Below are 14,126 nucleotides of genomic sequence, written 5' to 3' on the forward strand. Positions count from 1 at the left end.
AAGTATGTTATAAAATGGAAGGGTTGAGGAGGGCGTCATCGATGCGTCGAATAACTTTTCATATTATGATGGCCATGATTATTGTAACTATAATTATTCTACATGTTGCAGGGGCGATTATTGATTCGAAGCGTGCTCCGAGCGCGGAAAATGGAATACTTGATTTGCGGAACTGGAATTTTGAAAAAGATGGAATTGTGCCATTGAACGGAATGTGGAAGATGAAATGGGGGAGCTTGCTTCCTACGGAGAAAATAACGGACTCCCCTTCAATGATGGCGGATGTGAAGGTGCCATCTTCTTGGAATCAGTTAACGAATCCGGGGTTCTCCAAGACGGGTACGGGAGTCGCGACGTATTATCTTACGATAAAGAAGAATGCGAAGGATAATCTGTTGGGTGTATGGCTCCCCAGCATATATAGTTCATATCGCATGTGGGTGAATGGTAAGCCGATTATTCATGAAGGACAAGTCTCCGAGTTTGAGGACTATTCTGTTCCTTCTATGAAGCAACGCATGGTTATGGTGAGTACTCCTGGAAACACCGCAGATATCGTTATCGAGGTTACGAATTTCTCGCATCATCGTGGAGGAATATGGCAGTCACTATACCTGGGTTCATCGGAGAAAATCATAAGCAAGAGCAGATTGGAATTGGTTAGGGACAGTATGCTGTTCGGCTGCTTATTAATGGTGGGGCTCTATCATATTGGTCTGTTCATAGAGAGGCGTAAGGATTGGTATACGTTTCTATTTGCGATTCTTTGTATTGCAATGGCAATCCGAATCCTAACGTCGGGAGATGCCATTCTGCTTACTTGGTTTCCTGGTTTATCGTGGTATTTCGTTATTCGCCTGGAATATGTGCTAATGATCGTGGCGACGATGGCAGGATGCGGATATGTGAGATATTTATTTTATGAGGACGCCTGCTATAGGACGTATACGATAATGAATGTAGCAGGAGCATTGCTAATTGGCTCCATTGTATTCCTGCCTGTGCGTACGTTCACCTCTTACCTTCTGCTTTACCAATTATATGTGATAGCAGCGGCTTGCTATGTAATCATAATGAATATGAAGGCTGTCTATAATCATCGGATGGGAGCGCATATTGCATTATTCGGCTTTACTGTTTTCAATATATTGGTTCTTAATGATATTTTATATTATCATTCGCTTGCTCCCATTCGAGACTTGGCTCCAAGTGGACTTGTATTTTGCGTTTTCATGCAGTCGCTTATGATCTCAATGAGATATTCCAAGGCGATGTACGACGTAGAATCTGTAACGATCGAGTTACGAGAGTTGAATGCTAACTTAGAAGCGCGGATCCAAGAGCGCACAGCTGCCTTAACTCAAATGAACGCAAATTTAGAAATGAAAAATTATGAGTTAGAGCGGATGGAGACCTCCCGCAGGCATCTATTTACGAATATTTCACATGATTTGCGAACACCAATGACCTTAATTCGTGGTTACTTGGAGGCGCTCCAAGATGAGGTAATTCAGGATAGAGAGCAGCAGAAGAAATATATTCGCCTCATGCTAAATAAAATTAATGGCTTGAATCATCTGATTGACGATTTGTTTGAGTTGTCCAAATTAGAAGCAAGAAGGGTGCCTGTATCGATAGAATCTGTACTTCTTGAACATTTTATTTCGCATCTGGAAGAGCATTACGAGTTGGAACTGCGAAGCAGAGGGTTAATGTTCGCATGTTACAACTTGACGTACCGCAATGCTCCGCCTGTAAGTCTTATGCTGGAAGTGGACATTGATCGTATGATGCAGGTATTTGACAACATTATTTATAATGCGGTTAAATTTACGCCAATTGGCGGCTCGATTACCATTGAAGTGGACTATCTGAAACAGGAGCAAGCGGTGCATATTCAAATCACGGATACCGGAATTGGTGTGGGAGAAGAAGACTTGCCTTATCTATTCGACCGTTTCTACAAAAATGATAAGTCGCGAAATTCAATGACAGGCGGCAGCGGTATAGGGCTGGCAATTGCCAAAGAAATTGTTGAATTGCACTTAGGAAGAATCGGCGTTGAGAGTGTGCAAGGACATGGAACGACATTCTACATTATATTGCCTGCTCAAGTAAGATAGGGATGGTCGTAAACTCTATCGCTTGGAGTAGAGTGATTGCCTCATGAGCTGGAGTGTCTGCTGTCTTGAGTCGGCATCAAGCCCGTGCCATAGCTGTAGAAGCTGATTCGTCTCGCGTGATTCCAGATAGGAGTTATCATTGATTAGGTAATCCACGGATACATCAAATAAGACAGCTAGCTTAAGAAGGGTTGTATAGACGGGCTGCCGATTGTTAATTTCGTAATGGCTATATGCCGAACGAGTTAATCCAATATGTCGAGCTACTTGCTCTTGCGACATGTTGCGGGCCGTTCGTAAATTGCGTAAGCGCTCTCCAAAGGTCATAGCAGGACTCCTTTGTCATAAATATGCTAGAGTAGGATCGCAGATTCATAAGTTACGTTACACATACTTGTAATGTATGATACAAAATGTATCGTGTCAAGTTTGAATTTACAAAAGAATAACGTGTAAAGATTGCAAAAGGCGTAATTCCAAAAAGGAATTACGCCTTTTGCAATGATCTATCAAAACAATTCTGTCGGAATTCAAATGCACGAATGATTAATATAAGGACAATGCTACAGTGTCCATTTCACGTCTTGAATGCAAGATTGCCTCTGAGCCGATAATTTCAATACTGATCAAGGTTTCAAGACAGGTCTTGATCGCTCGCTTGCCTGTATTCATCTTGCGGTTAAGTGCATCCATAAGTAGTGAGAATGTATTTTTGTGGGACATATTTGTGCAAAACACGGGTATTTTTCGTTGTTGGAATTCAATATAAACTGTTTTCATCTGGCAACGGACCTCCTTCTATTGATCTATTTCCGTTAATACAAATAATACGAAAGGAACATTAAATGAACATTAAAAACTGAAGACAATGTTGTTACATTTACGAAATGTAACAAAGAAATCTATGAATATCGTAGAATTTGGACGACATGATAGCGTTGAAGTCAAAGGAACCCATTTCCGACATGCACGACTGGGCTATTTGCGGCATATATCGTTTGTAGCGATGTGAAAAGGGGATGGGAAGTTGGAGAAGCGACTATCATTATGCATGATCGTTAAGGATGAGGAGACATTTATCGGCATTTGTCTGGACAGCGTCAAGAATGTTGTAGATGAAATCATTATTGTCGACACGGGATCATCCGATCAGACGATTCCAATATGCCAATCATATGGAGCGAACATATATGAAATGCCGTGGAATGACAACTTTGCCGAAGCTCGCAATTATGCCCTGAAGCAAGCAACTGGCGACTGGATATTATGGATGGATGCGGATGAGAGGCTGGATTCAGATCAAGCCATGTTGATTCGAGATATATTGCAAGAAGAGCAAGCTCACATCGGTGTAATTCAGCTGTTGAACTACATTGGGGAAGACACACCTAGCAGTGAGAAAACATACTTAATTGGTCAGCATCGGCTGCTTCGCAATCATATGGGTTTCCAGTTCGTCGGAGCGATCCATGAACAGGTAAATGTACATGAGGTTCTGGGCGAGCAATTCGATGTTAAAATCTTGCCGGTACAACTTCATCACTATGGCTACCTAGAAGTAGTAACTCATTTGCGGAACAAGTCGGAGCGGAACTTGCGATTGTTACAGATGGAGAAAGACAAGCCGGACTACAACCCGTGGGTCGATTATCATATTGCAAGTGAGCAGTATCGGCTGAAAAAGTATGCTGAAGCTTATGAGTCTGTAAATACTTCCGTTATGCGGTTTGTAGAACAGGGGAAGCTGCCACCGTCGCTTCTATATAAATTAAAATATGAGCTTATGTTGATCATGGGCAGTTATGAAGGGGCATGGCCTTCGATCGATAAGGCGATCGCGTTATATCCAGATTACGTTGATCTCCATTTCTACAAGGGGATCATCTTGTATTTAAAACAAAAGGTTGAACATGCATTGCCTGTATTTCAGTACTGTGTTGAGCTGGGGGAACAAAATATCTATCATCTTACGCTGCGAGGAGTTGGAAGCTTCCACGCTTGGTATTATGTCGGGAAGTGCCATGAACTTCTTAATCATCGGGAAGAAGCGATACAGGCCTATGAGAATTGTCTAGAGGTAGATCGCAGCCATAAAGAAGCCAGAGAAGCGCTTGACCTGCTGCTAGCTCAGTCTAATCAGGTACAGCTAGATTCACATATTGAGGAGGCAGAAATGACGATGGATCAGTCTGCATCAATCACGATTAGTCTATGTATGATTGTACGTAATGAGGAGATTGCACTAGCGCAATGTCTTGCATCAGTCCATAACATTGTTGATGAGATCATTATTGTTGATACGGGATCTACAGATCGGACGAAGGAAATTGCAGGACAGTATCAAGCCCGTATATTTGATTTTGAATGGATTGACGATTTTGCTGCTGCACGGAATTATGCCTTCAGTCAAGCTACTCAAGAATATATTCTATGGCTCGATGCGGACGATGTGATAGAGAGTAAGGATCAACGCCTACTAGTAGAGCTGAAGAAGACACTCACTCGTGATGTTGATAGTGTGACCATGCACTATGTATTAATGGTTGATGATAAGGGGAATGTTACGTCTAGTCTGCGGCGAAATCGCTTAGTTAGGCGTGATCGTGGGTTCAAATGGTATGGGCCAGTGCACGAATATTTGGAAGTAGGCGGACATATTATTCATAGTGATGTGTGTGTCACACATAAGAAGGATAAAGCATATACCGATCGCAATTTGCGAATTTACGAGAAGAGACTTGCCGAGGGAGAGCAATTTACGCCTCGCGATCTATACTATTTTGCGAATGAATTGCGAGATCATTCCCGGTTCGAAGAAGCAGCACACGGATATATGAAGTTCCTCGAAACAGAGCAAGGGTGGGTAGAGGATAATATTCAGGCGTGCAGAAAAATGGCGGAGTGTTATGGCAAGTTGGGTCAACGTACCGAACAGTTTATGGCGCTGTTCCGCAGTTTCGTCTATGATAAGCCGCGAGCGGAAATATGCTGTGCGATTGGGGCCATGTGGGTGGACTCGGGGCATTTTCAACAAGCGAAGTACTGGTTCGAGCAAGCTACACTGCTTCCAGCAGATGAAGCGCAAATGTCTATGGTAGAGCCATCCTCATGGACGTGGGTACCGCATTTGCAGCTATGTGTATGTCATGATCGTCTTGGTGACATCGAGAGGGCTTGCTATCATAACGAGTTTGCACTCAGCTACCTTCCCTCTCATCCAAGTATGCTTCATAATCAGAAATATTTCCGCGAGAAGCTTGGCGAGGAACGATACGAACAGTTGAGAATCAAATTGTAGAGGCATTTCATTAATTACAGTCATATTTCCCAAGTATGTGATTGCGAAGTGAGGGGATTGTGTTGAAGGTCAGTATTGTGATACTCACGTTGAATCAATTTGCTCATACGATTCGATGTCTAGAAAGCATTCGTAAGTATACGACGGAGCCTTACGAGTTAATTGTCGTTGACAATGGTTCGACGGACTTAACGCTTCCCTATCTGAGACTGCAGTCGGATGTAATCTTGATTGAAAACGCGGTGAATGCAGGATTCTCAAAAGGATGCAATCAAGGAGCAGCTCTTGCGACAGGGGATCATATTCTTTATTTGAATAATGACACCATTGTCACGCCAAATTGGTTGACCAATATGCTGCGCGTGCTTCACTCCAGTGAAGATGTAGGCATGGTCGGACCGTTTACGAATTATTCGAGTGCTCATCAACAAATCCCGGTAACGTATACCGATTTATGGGACTTGAACAATTTTGCGAGGGAACATGAACATAAATTTGCTGGAACGGTGACAGAAGTTCGCCGACTTGTTGGATTTTGCATGCTGATGAAGCGAAGTGTTGTCGAAGAGGTAGGGGGCTTCGATGAACGCTACGGATTAGGAAATTATGAGGATGATGATCTATGTTTGCGGACAGCGAATGCGGGTTATCGTATGCTTATTGCGAATGATTCCTTCATCCATCATGTGGGCCATGTGACGACGAATCAGCTCGAGCAGTCAAGCTTGATGATGCTGCTGCATACGAATCGGGAGCAAGCACGCCGGAAGTGGGGGGCTGATATATTTGACCTGTTGTACAAAGCAGAGTCAACCATTACCTTCTGCATTCGCTGGAGAGCACGAACAGAGCCATTGCAAGCTTGCATCGCTTCGATTCATGAAGTGGCAAATGAAATTATCATATGTAATTGTACCGGAGAACAGCGGGAAGACGTTGAACTGGAGACGTCTGTTCCCATTCGGTGGATCGATGCAACGGAAGATATGGATGCAGGTGAAGCATACATCATACAACAAGGATCAGAACAGGCCACACAGGATTATATTTTCCTGATCGATGCGTCAGAATATCTTCCTGCACCTGAACGCAGGCAGCTTCGGGCACTCAAACGCTCCCTAAATCCTGAAGTGAATGCGGTGTGGATGGTGGGAGAGGCTAAGCGGGATGGCCTGCATGAGACTAGGGCAGAACGATTGAGATTGATTCGCCGCAATGTCCAGGTGCCGAATCTGAATGGGATCAGTTTAACGGATTATGATGCGAAACAAGGCGATACAACGCAGCATATCAAGAGTGAGATCCGAGTTGCTAGCTTCGTCTGAAAGCTTGAATGTCAAAAGCCTGAACCTTCACTGCCAGTGATACACTGACGGAGGGTTCAGGCTTTTTTTATATAAATTATGAAATTGGTGATGGTTGTTCGTGCAAATCAGGATGAGAGACGAGCAACTGTTGAAGTGCAAGATTGGCAGGCTCATATTCAGGATAGAAGTTCAGGGCTGAACGATAAGCTGACCATGCATCTTGTGGCTGATTTAATTGCTCATAACATTGTCCCTTATAATAATAGGCGTGGAAGGTAGCGCTGCCGTGAAGGGTTAAATGGTTCAGCTGTTTGTCGCCTAATGCAATACAATGGTCGAACGTTTCGAGTGCCTGTTCGTGTTTGCCCAGTTGATGCAGGATGACACCCTTGTATAAATGAAGATCTACATAATCGGGGTAAAGCACTAATACCTTGTCAATGGCTGGCCAAGCTCCCTCTATACTTCCTGTCTCCAGTAAAATCGAATATTTCAGCTTATATACAAGCGATGGCGGCGTAAGTCCTTCGGATAGGAATCTAACAATTGACCAATTCACGTATTTAAAAGCAAAATCATACTGCTTCATACGCGAATATTCACTCGCTAAGTGATACTCCAGCCATGGATTTGGCTCTTTGGCTTCGATTGCTTTGAGCAATAACGTTATATTGCGCTCGCTTTTGTTCTTGGCATAAGTTACATCATTCAAATAACCGTAATGGTACACTTTGACTGGCAATGTATCGATCTGCGATTCATCTTGATCTGGCAGCACTTCATGAACATTCAATGTCTCGTGAATACTGAACTGGAACTTAAATCCCTTGTGATTTCGAAAGAGGCGAGCATGCGCAATATGAAATGATTCATTCGCTTGAACAGTTGTTCCAATGTAATTAACTAAATGAATCGAGTAGATATCCTTGTCTAAGGTAGGAAGCAGATTCTTCATTGTCTGACGATCATCCACATCCATTTCCTCATCAGCATCCATCCACATAATCCATTCACCTGATGCCTGCTCTAATCCATAATTGCGTGCCAATGAAAAATGATCCTGCCACTCATGTCTAAGCACGGTTGCGCCGAACTCCTGGCATATTTCGATTGTACGATCCGTTGATCCTGTATCCACAACAATAATTTCATCTGCGATAGGCTTGATGCTCTGCAGGCAGCGAGCGATGACATCCTCTTCATTCCGCGCAATCAAGCAGATGGATAAAGTAGGAGATTGCAATCCATTCACTCCTTTTCAGCTTCGTATAAGATAAGTAACTGTATGCAGTGCCTGAAATTGATATTCGGGTGAGAACAGATTAAAAAGCATTGTTCAGAATTTAGCATATGAGATAAACCCTCAGACATAGGATGAGTAACGTAAGTTGCAATGAGGTGCTTGCAAAGGAAAAAGAGAGAGGTGAACAGTTTTGTCACAGGCTAATATTCCAAATATTACTCCGACTATTACGATTACCCTTGGCCAAACCGTAACGTTGCTTTTGGCTTCTATCGCTCTGGAAGAACTGGCTCTTGCTCACATCGTGAATGCAGAGGCAGAGAAAATTCAACTCGTTGTTGGTACACTTGCACCTGGCATCACCCCAGCGGCAACGGTTGCGGAATTGCTGGCGATTGACGACAGTGTAAGAAAAACATTGCAAGATGTAATTAAGAAAGAAATGCTTCTTCAATTTAAGTTAGACAATATACTTAGCAGCTTCCCTGGATTGTAAACTACCTGCAGGTATAGTCATCTAAACTGTCAAGCACCTCGTTGCGCTTACATCTCCTGTGGAGTGGAATAATCTGCAGGAGAATGTACTTTCTTTTTACAAGTTGATCATGTTCAATGGACAAACAAAGCTCGAAACTCAGCATGATGTATTTGTCTATGGCATAAAAATATGAGGAATCGAACTGTAAATGTCTGTGAGTAGCACCTCAATAAGGAGGATATGTATCATGTCCATGCCAAATGTTCCGGATATAAAACCGGAAATTATTCTGAAACGAAAAGAAGTTGTGAACCTGCTGCTAACCTCAATCGCCCTTGAGGAAATTGGATTGTCTCATATTATCAATGCGGAAGGCGAAAAAATTCAGGCCATACTTAGAGATCGGGATGTATGCTTGTCCGAAGCGCTTCAAATTAATGAAAGTGTTGATCGCATGCTGAGAAACGTTGTGAAAAATCAGATTCTGTTGCACTTTAAGCTGGAAGATGTGATTCGACTTGAGAAGCAGCATGACTGTTTTGAGGATTGTGAAGAATAGCATTTCGCCCATATCCGGAGAGAGAGGAGGGAGAACATGAGCATTCAAAAAAATGATGATCATATTCCATCAATTGACGAGGCAGTTGCGCATCTACTGCAATCGCTCTCTCTGGAAGAAGGTGCCCTTGGACAGCTGCTCCTTACCGAGGCTGAGAAAGCAAAGGCGTTCGTTGGCAAGGATAAGAACTTCCCAACTCATCCGACACCTAAGGAAATTGTGGATTACAACTCCTCTGTTGTACAAATTCTGGATTCGATGCTAATGGCGGAGTGGCTGCTGCTGAAGAAGCTGAATATGGTCGTACATATGGAATTCCAAGCACAAACAAGAGATCCTGCTGTCAAGACCAGCGCCCCGATCACAAAGCAGAATGATATAGGCGAAGAGCTGGATTCTGATTCAAACGAATTCGATTATTAATAGATGGATCGAGGTGGATGATGATTAAGACCTTTCAACCTTTGTCTCAAATGCTGCTATCGGTGTTCCATCTCATCCACGCGTTGGATATGAGATGGGATCAGAAAAGTAAAGAATTGCATGTTATACAAATATTGTCAATGGTAGATACGCTGCGTGAGCTTCACCTGTGTACGTATCGAAGGGTGCAGGTATATAAGCAGACGGTAATCGATACACATTCTGAACAATTGGAAGATGATCAGATCAAGGAAGTGCTCGACTCCGTGCATCGCACACAATTTCTGCTCGGTAGATGGATGCTAACGAATCGCTTACTTGTCGAGCAGCTGCAAGAGCACTTACGGTATCTGGAAGACTACTATAAATCTTTCAATCAAGCTTATAAACAAGCAAAGCCGGAACAGATAACGAAGGAAGTGAAGGAAGTCGTTCAACCGATTCAAACTGTGAATCAGGTGTCGAAGGAAATCGTTCAACCGATTCAAACTGTGAATCAGGTGTCGAAAGAAATCGTTCAACCGATTCAAACTGTGAATCAGGTGTCGAAAGAAATCGTTCAACCGATTCAAACTGTGAATCAGGTGTCGAAGGAAATCGTTCAACCGATTCAAACTGTGAATCAGGTGCCGAAGGAAGTCGTTCAACCGATTCAAACTGTGAATCAGTTGTCGAAGGAAATCGTTCAACCGATTCAAACTGTGAATCAGTTGTCGAAGGAAATCGTTCAACCGATTCAAACTGTGAATCAGGTGTCGAGTGCGTTAGATGCCGTCAAGGTTGGCGGTGCTGTGAAAAAGAGACGTCCAACAAGTCCTCCGTTTATGTCCAAAGATGTGCGTAAGCCTCGGCCTCAGACGAAACCAGTAAAAGTAAAGCTGCCAGTGGCGCCGCTCATTGTTACCCATCATCAGGTGGACGGGGACATGATGTCGAATCAAAACAAGATTGTATCAAAAATAGGAAGCAGAATTTACTATAGAAAATAAACGCAACTTACCTCATCACAATGATGTGGAAAGGAGATTGCTTGATGGCAAAATTGAATCTCATTCGAATTGCGGGCTCCAGTTATTGTGCATCTGGACGCTGGGCCGTTGGCGTATACATGGATCCAAAGACCAAGTGTGCGGTACTCATTGATAGCGGTGCGAGTACAAGCGTGGCAAGAGAAGTTGATCATGCTGTCAAAGAGTATGGAGGCAAAATAACGGCGATTATTGCAACGCATGGGCATGTAGTGCAGTGTAGGGGAATCCATTATTTCAAGGATCAATATCCGAACATCAAGATATACAGCACGCATCAAACAGGGATGTACATGCAGCATATGCTCGACGAATCAGATGCTTCTCGTGGAGGCGACAGCATTAAGAGTGAAGATCATGAGCGCAATCATTTGATCACTGACTATATTCCATATGAGGAGGGATCTTTCCAAGTAGGTGCCATCCAGCTGCAAATTGTTACACTGCCAGGACATTGTGCAGGCATGATTGGAGTGATTACACCGGATGATGTTGTATACTGCAGTGATTCATTGTTCGGGTATCATACTTTATCGAAGCAGAAGCTTCTTTACTATACAAATATTGCAGATGCCAAGACATCCATTCGCAAGTTGTTATCGTTAAGTTCCGAAGCGTATGTGCTGTATCATGGCGGATGCATCCGGAAATCGAAAATAATGGATTTGGCGAACCAGCATTTGTCGCGAATAAATGAGTTATCGAATGTTATCTATCAGATCATTCAAGACAGGCCGATAACCTTGGAATCCATTATAGAAAAGGTTATGAGACGATATGGGATTGAGCAGACTATGCAGCAATATGAGATTACAAGTGAGATTACGCGTGCACATGTGACTGAGCTTCGTCGTACGGGTCAGATCTTGCCGAATTTGTTTGAAGGATACCTGTATTTCAAGGGGAGTACTCAGGAGACCATTCCAGACACCGATGATCAAGAGGAACATATAATAGAGAGTAATGCTAACTATGTTTCGAGCTAGTCTAAATGGCTCTAAAGGAGGAGCATGTCATTGGATACTCACGAGCATTTAGAGGATGACCATGCATCAGACATTTCCTCAATACTACTGAAAGATGCTGCAGCGTTCATGGAGAATGGCGAGTGGAAGCGAGCTGTTATTATTTATGAACTATTGTTGGACAAAGGGGACGTCGATGCAAAAACAGCCATTTCCGTGTGCGGGCTCCTAGCAAACGGCTACAAGGAATTGGGCATGGATGCCAAAGTGATTAGAACGATTCTGAGGACGCTGCAATATGAGTCTCCGAGCGCTGATAGTTGCTGCCGCATTGGATATCAATATTTCATACAAGAGAAATGGTCAGAAGCAGCTAGCTGGTATGGATTAGCATTACAGATGCCGTTCTCATCCGCTCAAGCGGATGCAATTGCGAATCATACATGGCTGCCTCACCTGCAATTATGTGTATGCTATGACAAGCTGGGTGATCTCAAGCGAGCCTACCACCATCATCAACAGGCTGCGTTATATGCACCTGATCACCCAAGTGTCATTACTAATGAAGTGTATTTTGGCCCCTATTTTGAGATGCTGGACAAGAGCGGATCTCAGAATTGTGGGCTATCTCTGCTTATTCCGTCAGTTCCGGAGCGCTTCACCTTTTTATCTTCATTATTAGCTGACCTTCATCAACAAGCGTTTGGTAAACCTGTGGAAATACTAGTCCTCATTGACAATAAAAAAAGAACAATTGGCGAAAAACGAAACCAATTGCTCAAACAGGCTCAAGGACGGTTTGTTGCCTTTATTGATGACGATGATCAAATCAGTCCTCATTATGTGGATGCTTTGCTGGAGGCGATCGAGAAAGAACCTCGTGCCGATTGTATTGTGTTCGACGTACAGGTGAAGCTGAACGGCATTCCCGATAAACTGTGCAAATACGGTGTTGAATATCAGCATGGGCAAGACGCGCAGTATTATTATCGAAAACCGAATCATCTCATGTGTTATGCGAAACGAATTGCACTTGTACATCAGTTCCAAGATATTAGCTACGGGGAAGATGATGAATGGGGCGGCAGATGCGCTGCTGACATTCAGCTTCAACATCGGATTCCGCAAGTACTTTACACGTATGATTGGATGCCTAAGCCTTGGGACTGGTACCACAAACAGTAGGAAACTTGGCTGTGAGTCTATTGATTAGGGTGTGCATACATTTGTTGAAGTTGATGCGAAATGAGAGGATGCATTTCTGAGTAAGCGGCATCTCCTTTAGGGAACAACACGCCCAATCCGCTGGAATGCTCAAATTGGAAAGAAGGGTGCTGAGCGATTAATTCGTCCCATAGCTGCCACACGCCAAATCCATAAAGTCGGACGGAGATATCATGGAACAATACGATTCCGTTATCAGCTAGCTTAGGCAGCCAAGTATGGTAGTCATGGTGTACAGCCTCATACTCATGGAATCCGTCAATATGAAGAAGATGAATGGAGCCATCCTCGAAGTGCTGAAGCGCATCATCGAATGTGGATTGTAATAACGTGGCAACATTCGGATATAAGGATGCTGCAATCTGTCCCACTTCTTGATACACGTCCTCATTATAGGCACCAGAATGGGAGTCACCTACCCATGTGTCCACTGCATAGCACTTCGCAGACAAGTCATTGTCCCTTACAGCTTCGCAGAAGCTGAAGAAGGAAGCTCCCCAATGCGTACCAAGCTCAACGATTAATTGCGGCTTCACAAATGATACCAGATCATATGCGAATTCACGATGACCTGTCCAAGCGGAATAGGTTAGCACATGTGGTGCAACATGATCATACTCGAAGCTTTTACGATGGAATTTCCATTCAGTCATAAGGATACCTTCTTTCTATAGTTGAATATCTTCGAAATGCATGGAGGCTATGGATGGATATGAAGCATCAAGTTACCTTCGAAACGAAATGTTACGAAAAGGATTGGAAAGCGCTGCTCATGACGGATCGATTGCAAAGAGCAGTGACACTGAACGAGTACTCCTTCTCTGATGTGATTCTCTATATAAATAATGTAAATGATGTCGAAGAAGTTTCCTTCTATGCACAGAAATTAGTGGATTCAGGAGTAATCAGCGAATATGCAGTTGTTGAGCATTGGGCCGACGAGGCACTGCAGTATTTCCAGATTGAGAAGGAATCTTTTGCGGGAGGCTACTATTATTCTATTTCGGAGCTGGTAAGTATATACCGATGCCATACGCCTTATTTGCTTCATTTCTCCGGGGACTCCATACTAGAATCCTCCTTCTCATGGATTGATGAGGCTATCAGCCGTATGGAGTCCGATCGGAGCATCAAGGTAGCTAATCCGGTCTGGAATGGTAGATATGATGAAGCTAGGTTCGAAGCCGAGAGCGAAGACGAGTTCTTCTATATCGGATATGGATTCTCAGATCAATGTTATCTAGTAAATGCACAAGATTTCAAGTTTGCGTCTTATCATGAGATACATCCTGCGTCGCAGCGTTATCCGGTATATGGTGGAGAACTATTTGAGAAACGAATTGATGCATGGATGCGCAATAAAGGATTCAAGAGATTGACTTATAAATATGGAAGTTATGTTCATCCACGATATTAAGGACGGAACTATCGTTGAAATAGGCATTTGGTTACAGATGTGACAAGAACCCCTTATCCTG

Annotated in this window: 14 protein-coding genes and 1 pseudogene; 11 read left to right on the top strand and 4 right to left on the bottom strand. The window is 43.4% G+C overall.

From position 1 onward, the window contains the following. Window positions 1-41 precede the first annotated feature (41 nt). A complete protein-coding gene (locus M3661_RS06855; protein WP_251483096.1) occupies window positions 42-2,123 on the top strand; it encodes a sensor histidine kinase in 2,082 nt (693 codons plus the stop codon). A 15-nt stretch (window positions 2,124-2,138) separates the two neighbouring features. On the opposite strand, the gene M3661_RS06860 is transcribed toward M3661_RS06855, so the two are convergent. Together M3661_RS06860 and M3661_RS06865 are read right to left on the bottom strand one after the other, a co-directional pair. Next, window positions 2,139-2,450: a helix-turn-helix domain-containing protein gene (locus M3661_RS06860; protein WP_021259129.1), complete on the bottom strand. Its 312-nt coding sequence runs from the start codon at window positions 2,448-2,450 to the stop codon at window positions 2,139-2,141. A gap of 219 nt (window positions 2,451-2,669) precedes the next feature. Further along, window positions 2,670-2,903 (bottom strand): hypothetical protein, encoded by a 234-nt coding sequence (locus M3661_RS06865; protein ID WP_021254604.1) that lies wholly within the window; start codon window positions 2,901-2,903, stop codon window positions 2,670-2,672. A gap of 271 nt (window positions 2,904-3,174) precedes the next feature. Here M3661_RS06865 and M3661_RS06870 point away from each other — a divergent pair. The 3 genes and pseudogenes from M3661_RS06870 to M3661_RS06880 all read left to right on the top strand — a co-directional run. Then, window positions 3,175-4,203 (top strand): annotated as a pseudogene (locus tag M3661_RS06870) (glycosyltransferase family 2 protein); the annotation flags it as partial. A 99-nt stretch (window positions 4,204-4,302) separates the two neighbouring features. Next, complete coding sequence (locus M3661_RS06875; RefSeq protein ID WP_065291652.1) at window positions 4,303-5,421, top strand: glycosyltransferase family 2 protein; 1,119 nt, start codon at window positions 4,303-4,305, stop codon at window positions 5,419-5,421. Between the two features lie 62 nt (window positions 5,422-5,483). Next, window positions 5,484-6,746 (top strand): glycosyltransferase family 2 protein, encoded by a 1,263-nt coding sequence (locus tag M3661_RS06880; RefSeq protein WP_065291617.1) that lies wholly within the window; start codon window positions 5,484-5,486, stop codon window positions 6,744-6,746. A 76-nt stretch (window positions 6,747-6,822) separates the two neighbouring features. On the opposite strand, the gene M3661_RS06885 is transcribed toward M3661_RS06880, so the two are convergent. Further along, window positions 6,823-7,971, bottom strand: a complete 1,149-nt coding sequence (locus M3661_RS06885; RefSeq protein ID WP_065291616.1) for a glycosyltransferase family 2 protein — start codon at window positions 7,969-7,971, stop codon at window positions 6,823-6,825. 190 nt (window positions 7,972-8,161) lie between these two features. Here M3661_RS06885 and M3661_RS06890 point away from each other — a divergent pair, with 190 nt between their 5' ends. The 6 genes from M3661_RS06890 (at window position 8,162) to M3661_RS06915 (ending at window position 12,609) form a co-directional block, all read left to right on the top strand. Beyond that, on the top strand, window positions 8,162-8,467 hold the full coding sequence (locus tag M3661_RS06890) for an alpha-helical endospore appendage domain-containing protein (RefSeq protein WP_021254600.1): 306 nt from the start codon (window positions 8,162-8,164) through the stop codon (window positions 8,465-8,467). A 229-nt stretch (window positions 8,468-8,696) separates the two neighbouring features. Then, on the top strand, window positions 8,697-9,008 hold the full coding sequence (locus M3661_RS06895) for an alpha-helical endospore appendage domain-containing protein (RefSeq protein ID WP_021254599.1): 312 nt from the start codon (window positions 8,697-8,699) through the stop codon (window positions 9,006-9,008). 36 nt (window positions 9,009-9,044) lie between these two features. Continuing rightward, window positions 9,045-9,431 (top strand): alpha-helical endospore appendage domain-containing protein, encoded by a 387-nt coding sequence (locus M3661_RS06900; RefSeq protein ID WP_044357194.1) that lies wholly within the window; start codon window positions 9,045-9,047, stop codon window positions 9,429-9,431. A 17-nt stretch (window positions 9,432-9,448) separates the two neighbouring features. Further along, window positions 9,449-10,420: a methyl-accepting chemotaxis protein gene (locus M3661_RS06905; protein ID WP_251483103.1), complete on the top strand. Its 972-nt coding sequence runs from the start codon at window positions 9,449-9,451 to the stop codon at window positions 10,418-10,420. A 44-nt stretch (window positions 10,421-10,464) separates the two neighbouring features. After that, complete coding sequence (locus M3661_RS06910; RefSeq protein ID WP_251483105.1) at window positions 10,465-11,445, top strand: MBL fold metallo-hydrolase; 981 nt, start codon at window positions 10,465-10,467, stop codon at window positions 11,443-11,445. A gap of 30 nt (window positions 11,446-11,475) precedes the next feature. Next, window positions 11,476-12,609, top strand: a complete 1,134-nt coding sequence (locus tag M3661_RS06915; RefSeq protein WP_251483107.1) for a glycosyltransferase — start codon at window positions 11,476-11,478, stop codon at window positions 12,607-12,609. A 17-nt stretch (window positions 12,610-12,626) separates the two neighbouring features. On the opposite strand, the gene M3661_RS06920 is transcribed toward M3661_RS06915, so the two are convergent. Then, window positions 12,627-13,301, bottom strand: a complete 675-nt coding sequence (locus M3661_RS06920) for a class I SAM-dependent methyltransferase (RefSeq protein WP_251483109.1) — start codon at window positions 13,299-13,301, stop codon at window positions 12,627-12,629. Between the two features lie 53 nt (window positions 13,302-13,354). Here M3661_RS06920 and M3661_RS06925 point away from each other — a divergent pair, with 53 nt between their 5' ends. Then, on the top strand, window positions 13,355-14,065 hold the full coding sequence (locus M3661_RS06925; protein ID WP_251483110.1) for a hypothetical protein: 711 nt from the start codon (window positions 13,355-13,357) through the stop codon (window positions 14,063-14,065). Window positions 14,066-14,126 lie beyond the last annotated feature (61 nt).

The sequence above is a fragment of the Paenibacillus sp. MER 180 genome (assembly GCF_023713665.1).
GTDB lineage: Bacteria > Bacillota > Bacilli > Paenibacillales > Paenibacillaceae > Paenibacillus_B > Paenibacillus_B suaedae.